Origin of the sequence: Lysobacter sp. cf310 (genome assembly GCF_900114355.1) — a bacterium.
Taxonomy (GTDB): domain Bacteria; phylum Pseudomonadota; class Gammaproteobacteria; order Xanthomonadales; family Xanthomonadaceae; genus Lysobacter.
In genome coordinates this window covers 1,171,009-1,190,304 of record NZ_FOSS01000001.1, presented here as the reverse complement: position 1 = coordinate 1,190,304, position 19,296 = coordinate 1,171,009, and the positions used below count along the sequence as shown (strand labels likewise).

At 66.8% G+C, this 19,296-nt stretch carries 19 protein-coding genes; 11 read left to right on the top strand and 8 right to left on the bottom strand.

Translation table 11 applies throughout. The annotated features are described in order from the left end of the window. Positions 1–178 precede the first annotated feature (178 nt). The gene (locus tag BMZ45_RS05300) at positions 179–1,438 is read left to right on the top strand and encodes a delta-60 repeat domain-containing protein (RefSeq protein ID WP_091633273.1); all 1,260 of its coding nucleotides are present in this window, start codon (positions 179–181) and stop codon (positions 1,436–1,438) included. 243 nt (positions 1,439–1,681) lie between these two features. Beyond that, positions 1,682–2,224 (top strand): DUF4189 domain-containing protein, encoded by a 543-nt coding sequence (locus tag BMZ45_RS05295; RefSeq protein ID WP_091633271.1) that lies wholly within the window; start codon positions 1,682–1,684, stop codon positions 2,222–2,224. 78 nt (positions 2,225–2,302) lie between these two features. Here the strand turns inward: BMZ45_RS05295 and BMZ45_RS05290 are convergent, their stop codons facing one another. Further along, positions 2,303–2,959, bottom strand: a complete 657-nt coding sequence (locus tag BMZ45_RS05290; protein WP_091633269.1) for a phytanoyl-CoA dioxygenase family protein — start codon at positions 2,957–2,959, stop codon at positions 2,303–2,305. A gap of 165 nt (positions 2,960–3,124) precedes the next feature. Here BMZ45_RS05290 and BMZ45_RS05285 point away from each other — a divergent pair, with 165 nt between their 5' ends. The 3 genes from BMZ45_RS05285 (at position 3,125) to BMZ45_RS05275 (ending at position 4,987) form a co-directional block, all read left to right on the top strand. After that, entirely contained in the window at positions 3,125–3,523 is a 399-nt protein-coding gene (locus BMZ45_RS05285; protein ID WP_254776535.1) for an ArsR/SmtB family transcription factor, read from the top strand. After that, on the top strand, positions 3,501–4,001 hold the full coding sequence (locus tag BMZ45_RS05280) for an SRPBCC family protein (RefSeq protein ID WP_091633267.1): 501 nt from the start codon (positions 3,501–3,503) through the stop codon (positions 3,999–4,001). Before BMZ45_RS05285 ends, BMZ45_RS05280 begins: the two co-directional genes overlap by 23 nt. A 137-nt stretch (positions 4,002–4,138) precedes the next feature. Continuing rightward, on the top strand, positions 4,139–4,987 hold the full coding sequence (locus tag BMZ45_RS05275) for a S1 family peptidase (protein ID WP_091633264.1): 849 nt from the start codon (positions 4,139–4,141) through the stop codon (positions 4,985–4,987). Positions 4,988–5,054: 67 nt separating this feature from the next. Here the strand turns inward: BMZ45_RS05275 and BMZ45_RS05270 are convergent, their stop codons facing one another. Genes BMZ45_RS05270 through BMZ45_RS21080 form a run of 4 tightly spaced genes read right to left on the bottom strand, consistent with a single transcriptional unit; the run spans position 5,055 to position 8,206 of the window. Then, on the bottom strand, positions 5,055–5,315 hold the full coding sequence (locus BMZ45_RS05270) for a hypothetical protein (RefSeq protein WP_056178366.1): 261 nt from the start codon (positions 5,313–5,315) through the stop codon (positions 5,055–5,057). Then, positions 5,315–6,625, bottom strand: a complete 1,311-nt coding sequence (locus BMZ45_RS05265; protein ID WP_091633262.1) for a hypothetical protein — start codon at positions 6,623–6,625, stop codon at positions 5,315–5,317. The genes BMZ45_RS05270 and BMZ45_RS05265 overlap by 1 nt, the downstream gene beginning before the upstream one ends. Before the next feature lie 20 nt (positions 6,626–6,645). Continuing rightward, positions 6,646–7,800 (bottom strand): SPFH domain-containing protein, encoded by a 1,155-nt coding sequence (locus BMZ45_RS05260; RefSeq protein ID WP_091633258.1) that lies wholly within the window; start codon positions 7,798–7,800, stop codon positions 6,646–6,648. A gap of 52 nt (positions 7,801–7,852) precedes the next feature. Next, on the bottom strand, positions 7,853–8,206 hold the full coding sequence (locus BMZ45_RS21080) for a hypothetical protein (protein WP_139215395.1): 354 nt from the start codon (positions 8,204–8,206) through the stop codon (positions 7,853–7,855). Between the two features lie 245 nt (positions 8,207–8,451). Here BMZ45_RS21080 and BMZ45_RS05250 point away from each other — a divergent pair, with 245 nt between their 5' ends. Beyond that, entirely contained in the window at positions 8,452–8,757 is a 306-nt protein-coding gene (locus BMZ45_RS05250) for a hypothetical protein (protein WP_217643147.1), read from the top strand. A gap of 19 nt (positions 8,758–8,776) precedes the next feature. Next, entirely contained in the window at positions 8,777–9,277 is a 501-nt protein-coding gene (locus BMZ45_RS05245; protein WP_091633251.1) for a DinB family protein, read from the top strand. Positions 9,278–9,294: 17 nt separating this feature from the next. Here the strand turns inward: BMZ45_RS05245 and BMZ45_RS05240 are convergent, their stop codons facing one another. Together BMZ45_RS05240 and BMZ45_RS05235 are read right to left on the bottom strand one after the other, a co-directional pair. Further along, a complete protein-coding gene (locus tag BMZ45_RS05240) occupies positions 9,295–9,648 on the bottom strand; it encodes a hypothetical protein (RefSeq protein ID WP_091633249.1) in 354 nt (117 codons plus the stop codon). Between the two features lie 67 nt (positions 9,649–9,715). Continuing rightward, positions 9,716–11,044 (bottom strand): PQQ-dependent sugar dehydrogenase, encoded by a 1,329-nt coding sequence (locus tag BMZ45_RS05235; protein ID WP_091633247.1) that lies wholly within the window; start codon positions 11,042–11,044, stop codon positions 9,716–9,718. A 227-nt stretch (positions 11,045–11,271) separates the two neighbouring features. Here BMZ45_RS05235 and BMZ45_RS05230 point away from each other — a divergent pair, with 227 nt between their 5' ends. The 4 genes from BMZ45_RS05230 to BMZ45_RS05215 all read left to right on the top strand — a co-directional run bounded on the left by BMZ45_RS05230 (position 11,272) and on the right by BMZ45_RS05215 (position 17,608). Further along, positions 11,272–12,138 carry an NmrA family NAD(P)-binding protein gene (locus BMZ45_RS05230; RefSeq protein WP_091633245.1) on the top strand — a complete coding sequence of 289 codons (867 nt, stop codon included), beginning with the start codon at positions 11,272–11,274 and terminating at the stop codon, positions 12,136–12,138. A 152-nt stretch (positions 12,139–12,290) separates the two neighbouring features. Then, positions 12,291–12,695 (top strand): VOC family protein, encoded by a 405-nt coding sequence (locus BMZ45_RS05225; RefSeq protein ID WP_091633242.1) that lies wholly within the window; start codon positions 12,291–12,293, stop codon positions 12,693–12,695. A gap of 542 nt (positions 12,696–13,237) precedes the next feature. Then, positions 13,238–15,523, top strand: a complete 2,286-nt coding sequence (locus BMZ45_RS05220; protein ID WP_091633240.1) for a S8 family serine peptidase — start codon at positions 13,238–13,240, stop codon at positions 15,521–15,523. 408 nt (positions 15,524–15,931) lie between these two features. Next, on the top strand, positions 15,932–17,608 hold the full coding sequence (locus BMZ45_RS05215) for a serine hydrolase (protein WP_254776565.1): 1,677 nt from the start codon (positions 15,932–15,934) through the stop codon (positions 17,606–17,608). Positions 17,609–17,661: 53 nt separating this feature from the next. Here the strand turns inward: BMZ45_RS05215 and BMZ45_RS05210 are convergent, their stop codons facing one another. After that, positions 17,662–19,125: an HD domain-containing phosphohydrolase gene (locus tag BMZ45_RS05210; protein WP_254776534.1), complete on the bottom strand. Its 1,464-nt coding sequence runs from the start codon at positions 19,123–19,125 to the stop codon at positions 17,662–17,664. Positions 19,126–19,296 lie beyond the last annotated feature (171 nt).

Genomic DNA, 19,296 nt, shown 5'->3' with positions numbered 1-19,296 from the left:
TCAAGCCGTGCCGCACGTCACTTGCGCGATACCTGTAATCAAGCACGGATACTTTGGCAAGCGACGCACCCTCACCGCTGCCTTCAAGCCTTGCGTATTCAGAACACCGTCGCTGCGCAGCGACGGTGAGTTGAATGGAAAACCAAATGGACTCAACCACGCTCAAGGAGAGCAAGCAATGATCAGCACTACGATGAAGGTTTCGTTGGGCATGGCCATCGGTGCCATCGGCATACTGGCGGCGCCGGCAGGGGCCGCAACGCTGGACCCCACGTTTGGTTCGGCCGGCATCACCTCCACCGCATTCGGCGGTTACGGCGCCGCCGCCCGGGTGGTTATCCAGCCGGACGGACGGATCGTCGCCGCCGGCCAGAACGCACTCGGCGACTTCGCGCTGGCCCGCTATACCACCAGCGGTGCGCTGGATACGAGCTTCAATGGCACCGGCAAAGTCACCACCACGCTGTCCGGCAGTTGCTCGGGACAAGCGCGCGCACTCGCCCTGCAGACCGATGGCAAGATCGTCGTTGCAGGCACTTCGTGCCCGAACTTCACCTCCACCCGCAACTTCACCGTTTTCCGCTACAACACGGACGGTTCGCTGGACGCCAGCTTCGGCAGCTCGGGCAAGACGACCGTCAATTTCTACGCGGGGGCGTCGGAAGCCTACGCCGTCGCGATCCAGGGCGGTTCGATCTGGGTTGCGGGCTATGCCGGTTCCGGCTTTGCGCTGGCGCGCCTTACCGGCAGCGGCACCTTGGATTACAGCTTCGGCAGCGGTACCGGCACCGTCACCTCGACGGTCGGCACCGGCTCGGCCCTCGCCAACAGCCTGGCCATCCAGGCGGACGGCAAGCCCGTGCTGGCCGGTTACGCATCGAGCGGCGGCACGGTATTCGCGTTGACGCGCTACACCACGACAGGCGCGCTGGACACCACTTTCGGTAGCGGCGGCAAGGTGCTGACCAATGTGGGCGGCACGTTCACCGGCAACTCCGCCGTCGCCACGTCGCTGGCGATTCAAAGCGATGGCAACATCGTCGCCGCCGGCTACGCGAATAGCGCGAACGCCGGCTACTATCGGGTGGCGGCCGTTCGTTACACCAGCACCGGCGCGCTGGACAGCTATTTTGGATCCGGCACCGGCAAGGTCCTTACCCCCATCGGCAACGGCAATGCGATCGGCAGCGATGTCGCCATCGATGCCAGCGGAGGCATCATCGTCGGCGGCTACTCCAGTGCGGGCAGCTACCGTCAGTTGACCTTGAATCGCTACGACCCGTACGGCAACCAGGACTACAGCTTCGGGCCTGTCGTCACCACCGTCGGCAGCGCGAATGCCGCTGTGCAAGGCCTTGCCCTGCAGAGCGACGGCAAGATCGTCGTGGCGGGCTATGGCAACTCGCCCGTGACCTTCGTGCTTGCCCGCTGTCAATAAGCTGCGGTTCGAATCGCCGACTTAAGGGCAGGGCTTGCTGCTGGGATGAGGGCAGGCCCTGCTGCGGTCGGTGCCGTTGACATACGCCACAGGGTCGTCCGTCCCAGGCTGGGGCGCGGGGTCGGATTTTCTGGAGTCATAAGCCCCAGGACTGTCGCCGTAAACCGGTCCTTGAGCCCATGAACCACCTGGCTGACACTGCGGTGCCCCGCACCTGCGACGCCGGACCCGAAAGGAAACGAAATGAGAAAACCGGCAATGGGCGGCGCTCGCCCAGTCGCGGTCGTCGGCCTGGCGGGGCTCGTCTTGCTAGGGCTCCCGCTGAGCGGTTTCGCGGAAGGCCGGTGTCCTGCCGGCATGTTCGAAACCGGATCACGGGACTTCATCGCCTGCGCGCCGATTCCGGGCTATGGCGAGGGAGGCGAGGAAGAGCGGCAAGAGACCATCGAGATGGTATGGGCCGACCGATGGGGCGCGTATGCCACGGAAAAAGGGGCCAGCGGACTGGGCGTGGCGAACGGTCGAGCGTCGAAAGCGGCCGCCGAAAACGATGCGGTACTCGACTGCAAGCAAGTGGCGAAAGAGCCAGGCAAATGCTCCGTGCAACTGTCGTTCTACAACCAATGCGCGGCATACGCTTGGGGCGGAGGGCACGGCATAGCGGCGTCCGCAGTCGACGAGAAGACCGCGATTCGCGAGGCGACCAAACTGTGCGACGAGGCATCCGGCGTGGAGTGTCTGATCTATCACAGCGGTTGCAGTTTTCAGGAGGCGGTTCCGCCCTAGAGACGGAACTGAGCGGGCGCCTCCGACCAGGCATCCGGAATCGCTGGGCTGCCGCGCCCGGAATCGGCCGGCAGCCGACTACGCTTCGAAGCGCTCGCTGGTGTCCATCCGGATGCCGCGCAGCTGCGCCGTTTTGAGGTGCTGTGCGTAGTTGGATTCGGCGAAGTAGCCCATCAGCAGAGAGCGGCGACGCAGGTTGCCCGGGTTCAGGCTGCCTGCGTGGACGAGGTCGGCGTCGAACACCAGGATGTCGCCGGCGGCGCCTGCCAGTTGCGTGCTGCGGGACTCGTCGTCCTCGCCGGGAGGCGCTGCGTCCGGCCTAGGGCGATGGCTGCCGGGCACCAGGCGGGTCGCGCCGTTGTGCGGGCCGTAGTTGTCCAGGAACGCCAGCGCGTTCACGGTATCGCCGGGCCGTCGCGCCGAGAGGTCGCGGTGCAGGCCCTGATGGCCGAGTCCGGGCAAGGGCTCGCGACCCTCCACTTGCGCCAGAAAGAACCGCTCGCCGATCAGCGCGCCGGCTGCGGCCAGCAGACGCGGCAGCCGGCAGACGGCCTGCACGGTCGGATCGAGATCCAGCAGCGAATGGCGCCAGTCCGCGCCGCGCGGCACAGGCCAGCGCTCCGACGGCTGCACGCCCGTATCGAAGGCGCGGCGCAGATCGCCCAGCCACTCCGCCGGAATTTCGCCGCGGAGCAGGGCATAGCCGTCCCGATGAAGTTGTTCGCGGTCGATCATGGGGTTTCGGCTTCGTCTGCAGGTGCCGGTTCTTTTACCGAGTCCGTGCCCGGAAGGACAGCCCGAAGGCGACGTGGGCGCGCAATGAGCGGCCGCCCGCAAGCGGTAGGGCCGCACGCCGCGAGACGGGAGTCGGCCAGGATTCGCGCGCCTGCGACCGGCCGCTTGCAAACCGCCCGCGCGCGTTTTACAGTGAACCATATGGTTCAGTATCAAGCCCGCCTCGACGCAACCTTCGCCGCGCTCTCCGACGTCACCCGGCGCGGCGTGCTCGAACACCTGGGTGGTTCGGAGGCCTCCATCACCGACCTTGCCCAAAAGTTCGATATGACCCTCACCGGCATGAAGAAGCACGTCAGCGTATTGGAGCAGGCGGGGCTGGTGACCACACAGAAGGTGGGGCGCGTACGCACCTGCAAGCTAGGACAGCGCCGGCTGGAGGAAGAGGCCGCCTGGATCGAACGCCACCGCCAACTCTGGAGTGCGCGTTTCGACGCGCTCGACCAGCTGGTCGAACAATTGAAACGCGAGGAGAAGGCAGATGCCAAAAGGAAACGAAGCTAGCCCCGACGCCATCAATCGCACCGTCGTGGAGCGCAAGTCCGACCGCGAATTCGTCGCGACGCGACGGTTCAACGCGCCCGCGCATATCGTCTTCGAAGCGTGGAGCAGGCCCGATTTGTTCAAGCAGTGGTGGGTTCCGGAGTCGGCCGGCCTGTCGCTGCTCTCGTGCGAGATGGAGGTTCGCACCGGAGGCAGGTATCGCCTCGTGTTCCGTCACCCGGCTACCGATCAACCGATAGCGTTCTTCGGCACCTACACGGAGGTGACGCCGAACAAGCGCATCGTGTGGACGAACGAGGAAAGCGATCAGGGCGCCGTGACCACGGTGACGTTCGAAGAAAACGCCGGCAGCACGCTGGTCACCTTGCACGAGCTCTACCCCACGCAAGCGGCCCTCGACGAAGCCCTCGCCGGTTCGGCGGAAGGTCTGCCGGAGCAGTTCGCGCAGCTGGACGCATTGCTCGCAAGAGGGGCGTGACCGCCGGCGCATGCGACGGATGGGCGAGGGGGCGCATCGGCCCGGAGCCGCTGGCTCGGCGCCGACGAATTGCCGATACTCGGATGGGGTTCTCGCGAGCCCCTTCCTTTCCCGAAACATCGCTTTCCAGGTGCCCGATGCGTCGTGCGGTCCTTGCCTTTTTTCTGCTGGCATCGTTCGGCGCCGGCGCGGTCGTCATTCGCGACGACGTCCCCGACATGCGTTATCGAATGGCCATATCCGAATTCCCGGCGTTGGCCGACGTGCCGGGCGAGGGCCATGGCGTCCTGATCGCACCGCGCTGGGTGCTGACCGCCGCCCACGTAGTGGGCTGGCAGCCAGGGGTGGATGCGGTCGTCGTCGGCGGCACTCCTTACGCCGTAAGCCGTGTCGTCGTTCACCCGGATTACAAGAAGCCGCCTCAGGACATGGTCGACGCGGCGATCAAGTCGGGCGATTGGGGCGCCTTCCTGGCGTTCATGGCCGCTTCCGACGACATCGCCCTGATCGAGTTGGTCGAGCCGGTGCGCGACGTGGTTCCCGTGCGCATCTACAGCGAATCGGCGCTGGGGAAGGTGGTGCGGATCATGGGGCGGGGCGCCACCGGGACGGGTACGCGGGGGCACAATCCGCACGGCCCGAATCGGACCGATCTGCGCCAGGGCTACAACGAGATCAGCAGTTCGGAGGGCCGATGGATCGGATACACCTTCGATCCGCCGCCGGCGGCGCTTCCGCTGGAGGCATCGCTGGGCAACGGCGACAGCGGTAGCCCCATTCTCGTCGCGGTAGGCGACGAATGGCAGGTGGCCGGGATCACCGCATGGAAGCGCGTGCAGGGCAATCCGATGGAAACCTGGCCGGGCAAGTACGGTCAGACGAATTACGGCGTGCGGGTGGAGCACTACCGCGGCTGGATCGAGAAGACGATCGCGGCGCCCGCGAAGCTATCGGGCCGAAACACCGAAATCCAAAATACGCCGTGAGGCGCGGGCTTCGATAGAAAGGCCCGAGAGAGGGGCCTTTCGGTCGCCGACAGCGCGTGGCTCGAACTCAGCCCGTGTCGCCCTCGATGCGCTTCACGCGCTTGCGGTAGGCCTGCACGTTGTTGCCGTCGATCTCCGTCTCCCGCGTTCCCGTGACCTCGCCGATCTTCTGGTCCGAGCCGGTCACCGGTTGCGCCTCGACGGTCGTTTCGCGTTCGAACGCGTGCGACTTGTCGGTGTTGCGGTAGTACCGATACAGGCCCCAATACAGGCCGGTGGCGCCGGCCGGGCCGAGCAGAAGCAGCCAAAGTCCGCTGTCGTCGCTCATTAAGAGTTCCCCACGATCCAGAGTGCGATGCCTTCCAGGAAGGTGCCGACGGTGATGGCGGTCAATAGCAGCTTCCACTGCTGTACCGGCACGCTGCCCATCGTCTCGCCGGTGCGGCCGTTCACGGCGATGTAATGCAGCATGCCGCCGTTGCTGCCCGGCTGGTGGTAGGAATACAGCCACACCGGCAGGTACATCGACACCCAGCGTGTGCCGTGGACGTCGAGCCGCTCCTGTTCCCAGCGCACGCCGCGACCGTAGCGCTCCACCGATTCCTCGACCTGGGCGCGGGCGATCGACAGGAGTTGGTCCTCCAGGCGCGGGCGCAGGTGCTGCACGTCGCTGTTGCGCTTCTCCGAGCTGAAGCCCGACAGATAGGACGCGTTCCACTTCACCGCGTTCTTGGTGTCGAATGGCAGGATGGTATTGATGATGTTGTTGGTGTTGACGCGGGTGTCCAGGTTGCCGCGCTCGGTGGAAGATTCCAGCGGCAGGTCGTCGACGGTGAAGTCCACGTGCCGTTCCACCCGATAGACGTCCGCGTCGTAGTAGGTCTTCTTGTTGTCGCCGCTGCCCTTGGTGTAGCGGCGCGTTTGGATTTCGCCCTTGCCGGCGATGTCGGCGCTGGCCTTGCCGTCGACGATCATGTACGGCAGGTAGACGCCGACGACGTTCTCCGGCGTGAACTGCTCCTTGAAGGCCTTCAACGCGAAGAAGCGGCGCTTGTCCACGAACTGACGGATACGGGCGACGGCGTCGTCCTTGCGGATGTGGAACGGCAGCACCGCATCGGGCACCGCGCCGTTGGCCACCTGCTCGTTGACGCCGAAGACGTGCCGGCACCAGTGACACCGCGCGGTCATCCCAGCCTCGGTGTTGACCGTCACCTCGGCGCCGCAGCCGGTGCACTTGAAGGTCATCAGGCTGGCGGCGTCGGCCGCGATGTCGCGCGCGCCCGAGGCGATGATGGTGCCTTTGAGCTGGTCGAGGCCCTCGCCGAGTCCGAACTCCTCCTCCACCCGCGCGCCTTGCCACTCGTTGCGGCAATACAGGCAAATCAGCAAGTCGCTGCCCGGCTTGTGGCGGATGTCGGACGCACCGCATTTCGGACAGCGGTTGAGGCCGTCCTTGAGCTCCTCGGAGGACGTGTCGATGGCGACCGGATCGGGCGCCAGCAGCTCCTCGCGAATCGGTTCGGGCAAGGCGGCCGGATCCAGCGGCGAACTGCCGGGCAGCGGCGGTACGTCCTGCGGCGACCCCGGGCCGGTATACGGCGGCAGCGGCGGCGGCGAACGGGTGGGGTTCGACATGGCGGCTATGCGGCTCCGGCTTACAGGCCCAACGTCTTGGTCTTGAGCGCGTCGTAGTCGGCCTGCGTGATCAGGCCCAGGTCGAGCATCTCCTTGGCCTTCTTCAACTTGGCGATCGGATCGTCGGCGGCGGCCGCGGCCGGCGCCACCGGCTGCTGCAGGCTGCCGACGCCGGCGCCGACCATGCCCGTGGCCATGCCGACGCCCATCAGGCCCGCCGCGCCGCCGTTTTCGCCGGCCGCCTGGATGCCCGCCGCGACGCTGGCTTGCAGGTTGGAGTTGCCGCGCGCGCCCGACAGCGCGTCGGCGCGCTGCACGGTCTTGAGCAGTTCCCGGGTGGTGGCGTCGTACTCGATGGAGACGATGGCGGTCTTGACGATGGCCAGGCCGCGGTCGGACTTCCACTGGTAGCCCGCTTCCACCGCATCGGACAGGCTCTTGGCGAAACCGAGCGAGTCCTGCTGGATCTTGGTGATGCGGTTGCCCTTGTCCGCATCGTTCGTATACAGGCTGAAGGCCGGCGCGAGCGAGCCGACGACTTCGTTGAAGAGCTGGCTGGCGGCGGCGTTGTCGACGTCGGTGAAATCGAAGACCTGGCCGGGCCGCAGGTAGGTGGCCGGCACGAAGTTCTTCACGAACAGGATCGGGTCGACGATCTTCAGCGTGTAGGAGCCGCGCGTCAGCGCGCCGACCTGGGTGTTGAGGAAGCCGTCGTTCCAGTAGATCTCCGACTGCGTGCCGAAGCGGTTGTCCGGCAGCTCCTTCAGCGAGACGAAGAACGCGGCCTGCTGCGCGCCCGGCTGGCCGCCGAACTTGAAACGCTCCCAGCTTTGCTTGATCAGCGAGCTGACCAGGCCGTCGCCGGCGAAGATGGATTGGGAGTTGAGGTCGTCCGACCGCCATTCGTAGCCGCCCGGCTCGGCGGCGAATCCGGTGATCGCGCCGTCCTGGAACAGCAGCAGCCCGTAGCCCTCGGGAACCACGATCTTCGAACCGTTGCTGATGATGTTCGAGGAGCCGCTGGTATTCGAACCGCGACCGGCATTGGTGCCGCGCGGCACCGCGGCGAACAGCGCCGCCGTCGACGGCAGGCCATCGGGAACCGTATAGAAGTCCTTCCACTGGTCGGCGAGCACGCCACCGACCGCACCTGCCACCGCCTGCACCAGACCCATGACATTCCCCAGGTTTCTTGGCCGGGCACCGTGCCCGCCTTGCACACCGAAACTATACAGTTCCGCGCGGCGGGCCGGAGGGGCGGGCCGGCTCGATCGGGCGCGCTCCATCGGTCTTGCCCAACACCCGGCGATCGGGCTGATGTTCGTTCCGTGCCTTCGGCGGCCCCTGGGCGACGCAGTCGTCGACCACGCCGTCGCCCGGCGCGATGTTGGCCGCGCCCTCCCGGCCCACCGTGTCGGGCATGGGGCGCACACCAGAGGCCGGTCCGTGCCGCTTCGGCCGCTTGCGCAAACTGGCCGCCGAGGCCGCCCTGGGCGAGGGCGCATCCACGGCGCGCGAGTGGTGGCTGGCAACGCGCCGGCCTTCGCGGTCCTTGGTTTGGCTGGCGACGCCCCAGGCCATTTTGCTTTCCGGACGCTTACGAGCGGGTAGGGGCGCCAGCGCCCCGAAACGGAGGGCGCAGCCTTCCCCCGGCCGCGACCTGCCAGCGCGATGGATCGCGCCGCTTGCTGCGGCGCATCAGCAGCCAGGCGCCGTCGAGCCTACAATCGTGCCCGCAACGACTGTCCGCTTAGCCAGGGCCCCTCACGCGTCAGCGCTCACCGGAGGCTTCAATGCGACGTCTCGCTCTTGCCGCAGCACTGCTCATGTTCTCAGCCGCGACCTGCGCCTACGAATGGCCGCTGGGTATTCCCAGCGACACCAAGGCCCAGTACTTCATCCTGGAAATCGGCGGCAAGTGGCCGGGCCGCACCGTCATCACCAAGCGCACCGCCTCGGCCGGCACCAGCTATTCGAAACGCTTCTACGACTGCCTCAACAGCTCGGTGAAATACCTGGGCAACGGCGCCACCCTGGACGCGATGGCGCGCTCCAGGCCGGAGGAAGACATGGCGCCGGTGGTGCCGCAGTCGGTGGCGGACTATGTGGGGCGTGAAGCGTGCAAGCGCTAAGGATCCGGAGCCAGGCTGTATGACCATCGCCACGCTCAAATCCTTGTTCGGCTACAAGGCCTGGGCCAACGCCGAGCTGTTCGCGCTGTTGGCCGACGTGCCCGCCGAACACGCCGGGCCGTTGCACGCCTGCATTCGCACGCTCAACCACGTCTATGTCGCGGACAGGATCTTCCGCGCCCACTTGAGCGGCGAGCCGCGACCGTTCGACGCGACCAACACGCAAGACACGCCGAGCCTGCGGCAGCTGCAGGCCGAGGTGCAGGCCACGGACGCCTGGTATCTGGACTATGTCTCCCGCCTCACCGAACCGGTCCTGGCCGAAGTCCTGGATTTCCGGTTCACCGACGGCGACAACGGCCGCATGTCCAGGGAGGAAATGCTGCTGCATATCGTCACCCATGGCGGTTATCACCGAGGCAACGTCGGCGAAGTGCTCCAGTCCATCGCGATCGACGCGCCGCGCGATCTCTACACCAAGTTCCTGCATCAGAGCGAGCCATCCAGGCGTGGTGCCTGAGCGTTCGCAGCTTGCGGTCAGGGCGCGCCGAACGCCGCCTGGAACAGTAAGGCGAATGCGGTAACGGCCGCGGCCGCATGGCCGACGACCAGCCAGGTCGGAAGCAGGCGTTGTCGCCATTTGTAGGCCAGGCTCATGACCGCTCCGCCGGCGGCGGCCAGCAGGAACAGCGCCAGCGCCAACACCGCGAAGGACGGCACGGTCAGCGTGCAAACGGCATAAGCCAGCAGCGTCAAACCCGACGCGGCCAGCAAGCCGTGCAGCATGGCCAACCACGCGGGCGGATTGCGCTTGCTGAAGAAACGGATGCTCGCCATGAGCAAGCCGCCCAAGGCGGTGATCGCCAACACGATGGTCGCAGTCTGAAGCATGGTCGCGATCCTCGAAGCGGGTTAAGCGCGCGGTCGCAGCCGACCAATCGGCGCATCCGGTCAGCGACTAGCGCGCGGGCGTCACGCGCCACACGACATTGCCGACATCGTCGGCCACCAGCACCGCGCCTTGGCGGTCGATCGCCACACCCACCGGGCGGCCGCGCGCCTGCCCCCGCTCGTCCAGAAAGCCGGTGAGTACGTCCTCGATCGGGCCGGCGGGCCGTCCGTTCGCAAACGGCACGAAGGCGACTTTGTAGCCGCTGGGCGGTTTGCGGTTCCACGAACCGTGCAGGCCGATGAAGGCGCCGTTGGCGTAGCGCGCCGGCAGCAATTGGCCCTCGTAGAACGCCAGCCCCAGGGCGGCGACGTGGGCGCCCAGCGCGTAGTCGGGCGCGATCGCCCTGGCCACCATCGCGGGGTCCTGCGGTTGCACGCGCGTATCGACATGCGCGCCGTAGTAACTGTACGGCCATCCGTAGAACGCGCCGTCGCGCACCGAGGTGAGGTAGTCCGGCACCAGGTCGCTGCCAAGCTCGTCGCGCTCGTTCGCCACCGTCCACAGGGCGCCGCTTTGCGGCTGCCAGGCCAGGCCCACCGGGTTGCGCAGGCCGCTGGCGTAAACGCGGCCCCGCCCCGTCTTGACGTCGATCTCGTGGATCGCGGCGCGGCCGGCTTCGATGTCCATGCCGTTCTCGCCGATATTGCTGTTCGAACCGACGCCCACGTACAGCTTGCCGCCGTCGCGACTGGCCAGCAGGCTCTTGGTCCAATGATGATTGCGCGGCGCGCCCGGGAGGTCCGCCACCTTCGTCGGCACGGCGTCGATGCGCAGGTCGCCAGGACGGTACGGCACGCGCACGATCGCGTCGGCGTTGGCGACGTAGAACGCGTCGCCGATCAGCGCCATGCCGAACGGCGACATCAGGTTCTGCAGGAAGACCGCGCGGACCTCCGCCACGCCGTCGCCGTCGGCATCGCGCAGCAGGGTGATACGGTTGGCGCTGGGCGCCGCGGCGCCGGCCTTTTCGAAAGCCGATTTCATGAACATGCCACGGATCGGATTCGACGCCGGATCCGGCGTCGGCGGACGATTGCTTTCCGCGACCAGCACGTCGCCGTTGGGCAGCACATACAGCCAGCGCGGATGATCCAGACCGGTCGCGAACGCGTTCACCGCCAGTCCCGTTGCCGGCGTCGGCTTCGCGCCCGTCGGCCAGCCGACGGCCTTGGCCACTTTGACGGTGGGGATCAGCGTGGAGGCGGGCTCTGGCAGCGTCGGGTTCGGCCCGGTGTCGGCCTTGGCGGCGAGGCGGGCGGAGCCGCCGCAACCGACGACGACCGCCAGCGCCAGCGCATACGCGGTCGCGCGTGCGAGCGGGGTGATGCGGAGCATGGCGGCCTCCTTATGAGGCAGCGCAGCCCAAACGCAATCTGCCTATGCGTTTCAGTGTCCGCTGGGCGCCATGAAGTCGATGTGACTTCGTATTCGTCGCGTGAAGGCATGGCTCCCGTAGAACGTTAACTCATGAAGACCTGCCTTTCACTGGAGATTTCCCGCCGACAACTAATCTGCCCCTGGTTATCGAACCAAGGCCAATGCGGCAAAGGAGAGGACGGCGCATGTACGTGATCATGGGCGGTACGGGGCATGTGGGGTCGGCCACCGCTGAGGCGCTGCTCGCGCGTGCGGAGGCGGTGGCCATCGTTACCCGTTCCGCCGAGCGCGCCGGCGAGTGGCGTGCGAAGGGTGCGGATATCGTCGAGGCGAATGTGGAGGACGCGGCATCGCTGCATGCGGCCTTGCGACGCGGACACCGTGCGCTCCTCCTCAATCCGCCCGCCGATACCAGCACGGATACCGACGCGGTCGAAAGGCGCACCGTCGCCAAGATTCTGGCCGCGCTCGAGGGCTCGGGTCTGGAGAAAGTAGTCGCGGAATCGACCGGGTGCGCGCAGCCCGGCGATCGCATCGGCGATCTCAACGTGTTGTGGGAGCTGGAGGAAGGTCTGCGCGGACAAGCCATCCCGGCGGCCATAAACCGGGCGGCTTACTACATGAGCAACTGGGACGGGCAACTCGACGCCGTGCGCGCCACGGGCCAGCTGCAAACCTTGTTTCCCGCCGATCTGGCGCTTCCCATGGTCGCGCCGCGCGATCTGGGTTGGGCGGCCGCCACCAGGCTGTTGTCGTCGCTGGACGACACGGGCGTGCGCTATGTGGAAGGTCCGCGCCTGTACTCGTCCAACGACGTCGCGCACGCGTTCTCGCAAGCCCTGGGCCGACCGGTGGAGGTGGTGGTCACACCGCGCGAAGCATGGAAGCAGGCCTTCCTCAAGCTGGGATTCTCCGACGCCGCGGCCGACTCCTATGCGCGGATGACTGCGGTCGCCGTCGATAGCGGCTTCGACGTGTCGGACGACCCGTTGCGAGGCACGACCACGCTCGAAGCCCATGTTCGGGATTTGGTGGCCAAGTCGCAGGCTTAGCCCAAGAGGAGCGGCCCCGCACAGAGACCAGCGCTGCGGTGCCGGAAGCGCGGGCCACGTCGCATCGGATAGCGGGCTTATCGTCGGTCTCCAGGGCCTTGCCTTGCGCGATCTGGAATAGAGTGCAAGAACGCCCCGAACGGAGCCGCGCCATGCTGGATCACCTCTTCCTGTCGGTAAGCGATGTCGGCCGCTCGGTCGCCTTTTACACGGCCGCCTTGGCCCCGCTCGGAATCGAGCGAAAACACGACTACGACGGCAAGGATGGCCCTCCGGGGCATCCCGATCTCAAGGGCTTCGGTGCCGATGGCCGGGTGTTCTTCTGGTTGCGTCATGGATCCGTGCAACCGGACGCGGTGCATGTCGGCTTCGTGGCGGCGGGTGAGGCCCAGGTCGATGCGGCCTATGCGGCGGCGATCGCGGCAGGGGCGACCGATCGGGGCGCGCCGGGGCCGCGATTGCACTACGACCCGCGCTACTACGCCGCGAATGTGTTGGATCCCGACGGGCACAGTCTGGAGTTCGTCTACAAGTGCTGGCAGCACCCGTCGCGATGAGGGATAGGGAGATGACGAGCCCGCCGTGTTCGCATTCGTTCGACGCGGGCTCGGGCGCCGTCTCGGCCATTCCGGCGCGCAGCCCAGGCCGTACCGCATGGCCGGCGATGGTGAGACAAGAATGTCCTGGTCGCGCAACGCCGGACGAATCCATGTAGCAACCGTTTTCCGTGCGCTCCACGCACGCGTAAGGCCGTGATGACCTGTCGCCGCGGGCTTACGCGTTGAATGGGTTACACAGGGACCGTGCATCAGCCATGGAGGCTAGCGCAACGCAACCGCGCCTATCGTAGTGCCATCGTCGTTCGCCGACGGTGTCGTCCGCAGTACGCATCGGGTCGTCAGACCGAACCCCCGCTATGCATCCGAGACCGGCTTCAAGCCCGGATGGGCGAAGCCATGCCGTCCCGCTGCCGAATCGTCGTGTACCGACGATGGACGCCTGTCACCAGGCAAACCCGAACCATCATGGAGAGTACGAGATCATGGAAAGGACGAACGACAATCTAGGGCGGACAGGAACGCCGCCGCAGCGACGCGGCATGCGGGCCGCGGTATGGGTGGCCTCCGGCTTGATCGCCGCGATGCTGCCGCTGGGCGCAAGCATGGCCCAGACGCCGATGGCGCCGCTGATCAACGAGAACGCGCCCAAGCGCATCCCGGGCCAGTACATCGTGGTTTACAAGCAGGGCGTGGCCAGCAAGTCGCTGCAAACCTCGCAGGAGCGCGTGCGCGCGTTAGGCGGCAAGATCGGCTACGTCTACAGCGCCGCGCTGCGCGGCTTCAGTGCGACCCTGCCGGACAACGCCGTGCGTAGTCTGCGCCAGAACCCGGACGTCGCCTACATCGAGGTCGACCAGGTCGGCGATCTCAACGTCGTCCAGAACAACCCGCCCGCGGGCCTGGACCGCACCAGCGAGCGCCTGCTGCCGCTGGATCTGCGCTACACCTACAGCGAAACCGGCAACAACGTGCACGTGTACGTGATCGACACCGGCATCCGCCCGACCCATAACGAGATGGTCGGACGCGTCTCGGGCGGCACCAACACCATGAACCTGGCCGCCGGCACCAACGACTGCCACGGTCACGGCACCCACGTAGCCGGCACCATCGGCGGCACCACCTTCGGCATCGCCAAGCAGGCGCTGCTGCATCCGGTGCGTGCGGGCGATTGCGCCAACACCTACCTGGCGCCGGTGATCGCGGCGGTGGACTGGGTCACGGCCAACCGGGTGCTGCCCGCGGTCGCCAACCTCAGCTCCGGCTTCTCGCCCAGTCCGACCCTGGACACGGCGATCGCGAACTCGGTGGCTTCCGGCGTCACCTACTCGGTCGCGGCCGGCAACAACAACGGCGACGCCTGCAACATCTCGCCTGCGCGCGCGCCGACCGCCATCACGGTCGGTGCGATCACTCCCGGCAACGACACTCGCGCCAACTTCTCCAACTGGGGCACCTGCGTCGATCTGTTCGCACCGGGCGTGAACACCTTGTCGGCCGGCATCGCCAACGATGCATCGACCGCGGTGATGTCAGGCACCTCGATGGCCGCACCGCACGTGGCGGGCGTGGCCGCGCGCTACCTGCAAGTCCACCCGGCGTCGACACCGGCAGCGGTCTGGGCGGCTCTGCATAACGCCAACAACACTCCCGCCACGCCGCTGTGGCCGGGCGTCATCAACCGCGGCGCGGGTTCGCCGAACGAGCTGCTGCACTACGGCTCGCTCAACGACGGCTTCAACGACGGCGATCCACACATCACCACCGTCAACGGCCTGAACTACGACTTCCAACCCGGCGGCGAGTTCGTCGCCCTGCTCGGCAATATGGGCATGGAAATCCAGACCCGCCAGACCGTCGTGCCCAGCGCGCCGTGGGTCAGCGTCAATACCGCCATCGCCGCACGCGTGGGTAGCTACCGCGTCACCTGGGTGCCCAACCTCAGCGGCGTGCCGGACCCCAGCGGCCTGCAGCTGCGCGTGAACGGCACGCTGGTCAATCCCGGCCCCGGCGGCATCGCCCTGGGCGTCGGCGGCCGCGTCAGCAAGTACGGCAGCAACGGCCTGCAGATCGACTTCCCCGACGGCACCACCCTGATCGCCACCTCCAACTGGTGGCCCAATCAGAGCCAGTGGTACATCAACGTGCGTGCGTACCACACGCCGGCGACGGAAGGCATCATGGGCGTGCTGACGGCCAACGAATGGAACCGCCCCGGTTTCGTCGACTCCTGGCGCGTGACCGACAAGACCTCGCTGTTCGACTACGCCAAGGAAGACTCCACGGGCAACTATCGCAAGGATCCCTTCCCGGAAGACAAGATCCCGCCGATGAAACCCGAGAACGTCGAGCTGGCGCGCCGCGTCTGCGAACCGCTGCAAGACCGCAAGATCCGCGGCGATTGCGAGTTCGACGTGGGCACCACCGGCGACGACATCTTCGCCAAGAGCGCCAAGGTCAGCCAGGACGTGCAGCGCGGCGGCACCGAGACCTCGTTGGGCGCCAACAACAAGGGCGGCGACAGCGTGATCCTCACCGCCACCGTGACGCGTCTGGCGCGCGGCCAGGAAGTGCCCACCGGCGGCGCCCGCCTGCTGGTGGACGGCAAGGACATCGCCGAAGGCGCGCGTTTGGACAAGGCCGGCCGCGCCAGCTGGACCGTGTCGGAAAGCGCCATCAAGGGCCTCAGCGTGGTCGCCGAGTACGTGCCGACCAAGGACAGCGAGTTCCTGCCCAGCAGCAGCGGCGCGCTGGAATACGGCCGCGAGGCCAAGCGCGTGACCAATACGCTGGCCGATCCGATCTATCGGCGTTTGTCGAAGTAAGGATGAAGCAAGCCGGCACTTACCACGCCGGATGAGGTAACCCAGCGTACGGGGGCGCCCGGGCATCGCCGATAGGTCGGTGGTGCCCGGGCGTATCGCGCCCTCGGAAACGGGGATCCGGAAACAAGGGGGCAGAGTGGGCTTTCTAGAAAGTCCACTCTGATCCTTGTTTCGCACGTGCAATGCCTGAGTGCGAGCGCGCATTTCAGCGTTCCCCCGTATGCGCGCAAGCCATTTTTACGGGAGGTTTGCGCGAGGCGATTGTTGGATCAGTTCCACTGCGTAGCCATAGAGAGCACTTCTGGCCTATATCCGTTCGTGAGGGGGCGGTGTTAGCTTGCGCGAGCCCACGCTGCCGTGTGCAAAAAACCAGGGGCCCTCGTGAGTGTCAATCGATCCGTTTTCTTGGTGACGATCATCGCCGCCGCCTGGGCCACGCCCTTCATCGTGCGCGGCCAGTCGGCGAGTGCCTCGTCCGCCGCTCGCCACGAGCAGGTGGACGCGATCTTCGCGCCGTGGAACGGCACCCACACGCCCGGCTGCGCGGTGGGTATTTCCCGCGACGGCGTGCTGGATTACGCGCGCGGCTACGGGATGTCGAATCTCGAGTACGACGTTGCCATCACCCCGGATTCGATCTTCCAGGTCGGCTCCATCTCCAAGCAGTTCACCGCCTTCTCGGTCGCGCTGCTGGCGCAGGACGGCAAATTGTCGCTGGACGACGATATCCGGAAGTACCTGCCGGAGATGCCGGACTTCGGCAAGACGATCACCATCGCGCACCTGATCCATCACAGCAGCGGCCTGCGCGAGCAGGGGCAGCTGCTGTATCTGGCCGGCTGGCGCAGCGACGACATGATGACCGAGGCCGACATGTTGGCCGTCGCTGCGAAGCAGCGAGGGCTGAACTTCGCGCGGGGGACCGAGACGCTTTACAACAACCTCGGCTACACCTTGCTGGCCATCATCGTGAAGCGCGTATCCGGCAAGCCGCTGACGGTCTTCGCCCAAGAGAGGATATTCCAGCCACTGGGCATGACCGACACGCATTTCCAGGACGACCACACCGAGATCGTGCGGCGCCGAACCGCAGGATATCAAGCGCACCCGGACGGCGGATGGCGTATCAGCATCCCCGCGTCCGACTACTACGGACCGACCGGCTTGTTCACTACGGTGGGCGACCTGCTGAAGTGGCAGGACAACTTCATCCACGCGCGTGTCGGTGGACAAGCGCTGGTGGCGTCCGTGCGGACATCGGCCATATCGGACAACGGCGTGGCGAGCGGCTACGGCGGCGGAGTATTCGTCCGCAGCTACCGAGGCCTGCGCACGATAGGGCACGACGGCGTGCATGCCGGGTATCGTGCGGACGCCGTCAGCTTCCCCGATCAGCGGCTGGCGATCGTGACCTTGTGCAACGGCGCCACGATTGCTCCACCGGAGCTCACGCAGAAAATCGCGGCCGTGTACCTGGGCGATCGCATGACGCCCGTGGCGCCCGCGGTGAAAGTGCCGGAACCGGAGTTGTCGACGCTGGCCGGCGTCTATTGGAGTTCGCTGACGGATGAAGTGGTACGAGTGGAGGTGAAGGACGGTTCATTGCGCCCCACTGGCGCCTCAAGTCCGTTGGAGCCGCTCGGGAATGGGCTATTCCGCTTGGGCGAGACGGCGCGATGGCGGTTCGACGCCTCCGCCGACGATGCGCTGAAAGCGCCCGAGCTGCGGATCTGGGATGCCTGGCCTACGCCAAGAATTTTTACCCGCGTCAACGAGTCGGTACCCTCGGCCTCGGCGCTGGCGTCGTTCGCGGGGAGGTACCGCATCGACGAGGTCGACATGACTTATACGGTGCTCATGGCGGATGGGAAGCTGACCATGCGATGGCCTCGCCAGACCGATCTCGTGCTTGAAGCCGTCGGCGGCGATCGCTTCGTCAGCGGCGCATGGACGGTGACTTTCACGCGCTCGGCATCGGGTGCGGTGGATGGCTTGACGCTTACTGCGCGTCGATTGCGGCGCATGCGCGCGGAGCGGCTCACGACAGCGGAGACGCCCGTGATTCGAGCCGGCACCAGCACCTAGGCGCGATGCGGCCGATGGCGGTCCTCGTCTCGGCTGCTTGCGCGTTGCGCCAGCTAGATCAGGCCAAGTTGAGTCGCCTTCAACGTGGCTGCCGCCCGCGTGCCGGCGTCCAATTTGCGAAACACGCTCTCGACATGGGTGCGCACCGTGCTGGGGCTGATGCCGAGCTTCTGCGCCGCTACCTTGTTGCTCGCGCCGCGGCTGATCCAGCGCAGCACGTCGCGCTCGCGTTCGGTGAGCAGCGCGGTGGACGATGCTGCCGGTGAACGGGTGGACTGCGATCGCGGTTTGTCGAGCAGCGCGCGCACGACCTCGGTGTCGTAGCGTCCAGCCGCGGCTTCGGCTGTCAGCAGGTCGCGCGCGGCTTGTTCCGTGTGCGCCGCACGCCAGGGGCGCTCGACCCGCAGCGCGGCGAACGCGGCGGCGGCGGCGAGGATGCGGCCTTCGATCGGGACGGCGCCAGCCTTGAGTTCGCGGAAGTAACCGGACCCGTCCTGGCGTTCGTAGGCGTACGAAGCGATCTCCGCCACACCGGCGAGCGAGCCGATCTGTCGCGCGGCGCGGCCCGTCCAGTACGGCACCAGCCGGATCCGTTCCCAAGCCGAGTCCGCGAGGCGGCCCGGGGTGTCCCAGACCATGTTGGGCACCGAGGCGCGGCCCATGCCGTGGATGAGCGCGGCGCAATAGACCCTGTGCTGGCTGGCCGCATCCAGGCCGAGCTGGAGCGCGGCGTTGCGCGCCAGCTGGGCGACCTGCAACGAGTAGCCGGTCATCCAGGGCAGCTTCAGGTCGACGACGTGGGCGAGGATCTCCAGCGAGGTCGTGCGGCCGGAAAATCCGGCATCCAGCGAGCAAGCGCCCGACAAGCCGGGATCGTCATCCAGGGCCGTCAGCCATCGCTCTGCGTTCGCCAGTGCGATATCGGCCAGCGCTGGCGGGTACAGCGCGCCTGCGCGTTCGGCGATGAGCTTGCAGGCGCGTTCGCGGCCGTACAGGCGCGTGAATATCTCGAGATCGCCGGCGATGGCCGCGGTATAGACAGGGGCAGGGACCTGTTCGCCGCGCAGGCCGTCGGGCGCGCCGGAGCCATCGTGGCTCTCGAACAGATGGCGCAGGGCGAATTGCGTCTCTTCGTCCAGTCCCAACTGAGCCGCGATGTCTCCCGAGACTTCGCAATGGATGCGCGACAGCGACAGGAAGGCGGAGCCTTTGCTGCGAGTGCCGGAACGGAAGGCGCTGTCGGAGGATTGGGTCGCGAGCAGCGCCTTGCGCCCGCTCACGTCGTCGCCGAACAGTTGGGCGAACTCGGGTGCGTTGGCGGTGCAGCCCGACCAGCGCAGCAGCGACACCGCGCTGGCGCGCGTGCAGCCTGCCGGGTCCGCGCCCGCCTCGTTGGCCAGTTGTGCCGCGATCCAGGCGGCGCGCGGCGAATGATCGGTGGGCTGACCCATCGAGAGATCGCCCACGAAGGCCAGCGATCGAATCACATCCAGCAGGGCGACGACGGGTTCGGTCACGGAGTGCGTTACCGGTAGGGGAGGCTGGGAAGTCTAGCGCCGCGGCTCCCGCGCGGGCCTCGGTCATTCAACCGATGGTGCGCGCAAGGGGCTGGCGCGCAAGCTGCGCTCCAAGGTTGGTACGCCAACCCCGTCCACTGACCCGCTGACCCCGTCCCGCCCATCCACCGA

Excerpts from the sequence above, each read along its gene's own strand:
- BMZ45_RS05300 (WP_091633273.1), top strand. The coding sequence starts at position 179 with ATGATCAGCACTACGATGAAGGTTTCGTTGGGCATGGCCATCGGTGCC.
- BMZ45_RS05295 (WP_091633271.1), top strand. The coding sequence starts at position 1,682 with ATGAGAAAACCGGCAATGGGCGGCGCTCGCCCAGTCGCGGTCGTCGGC.
- BMZ45_RS05290 (WP_091633269.1), bottom strand. The coding sequence starts at position 2,959 with ATGATCGACCGCGAACAACTTCATCGGGACGGCTATGCCCTGCTCCGC.
- BMZ45_RS05280 (WP_091633267.1), top strand. The coding sequence starts at position 3,501 with ATGCCAAAAGGAAACGAAGCTAGCCCCGACGCCATCAATCGCACCGTC.
- BMZ45_RS05275 (WP_091633264.1), top strand. The coding sequence starts at position 4,139 with ATGCGTCGTGCGGTCCTTGCCTTTTTTCTGCTGGCATCGTTCGGCGCC.
- BMZ45_RS05270 (WP_056178366.1), bottom strand. The coding sequence starts at position 5,315 with ATGAGCGACGACAGCGGACTTTGGCTGCTTCTGCTCGGCCCGGCCGGC.
- BMZ45_RS05265 (WP_091633262.1), bottom strand. The coding sequence starts at position 6,625 with ATGTCGAACCCCACCCGTTCGCCGCCGCCGCTGCCGCCGTATACCGGC.
- BMZ45_RS05260 (WP_091633258.1), bottom strand. The coding sequence starts at position 7,800 with ATGGGTCTGGTGCAGGCGGTGGCAGGTGCGGTCGGTGGCGTGCTCGCC.
- BMZ45_RS21080 (WP_139215395.1), bottom strand. The coding sequence starts at position 8,206 with ATGGCCTGGGGCGTCGCCAGCCAAACCAAGGACCGCGAAGGCCGGCGC.
- BMZ45_RS05250 (WP_217643147.1), top strand. The coding sequence starts at position 8,452 with ATGTTCTCAGCCGCGACCTGCGCCTACGAATGGCCGCTGGGTATTCCC.
- BMZ45_RS05245 (WP_091633251.1), top strand. The coding sequence starts at position 8,777 with ATGACCATCGCCACGCTCAAATCCTTGTTCGGCTACAAGGCCTGGGCC.
- BMZ45_RS05240 (WP_091633249.1), bottom strand. The coding sequence starts at position 9,648 with ATGCTTCAGACTGCGACCATCGTGTTGGCGATCACCGCCTTGGGCGGC.
- BMZ45_RS05235 (WP_091633247.1), bottom strand. The coding sequence starts at position 11,044 with ATGCTCCGCATCACCCCGCTCGCACGCGCGACCGCGTATGCGCTGGCG.
- BMZ45_RS05230 (WP_091633245.1), top strand. The coding sequence starts at position 11,272 with ATGTACGTGATCATGGGCGGTACGGGGCATGTGGGGTCGGCCACCGCT.
- BMZ45_RS05225 (WP_091633242.1), top strand. The coding sequence starts at position 12,291 with ATGCTGGATCACCTCTTCCTGTCGGTAAGCGATGTCGGCCGCTCGGTC.
- BMZ45_RS05220 (WP_091633240.1), top strand. The coding sequence starts at position 13,238 with ATGCGGGCCGCGGTATGGGTGGCCTCCGGCTTGATCGCCGCGATGCTG.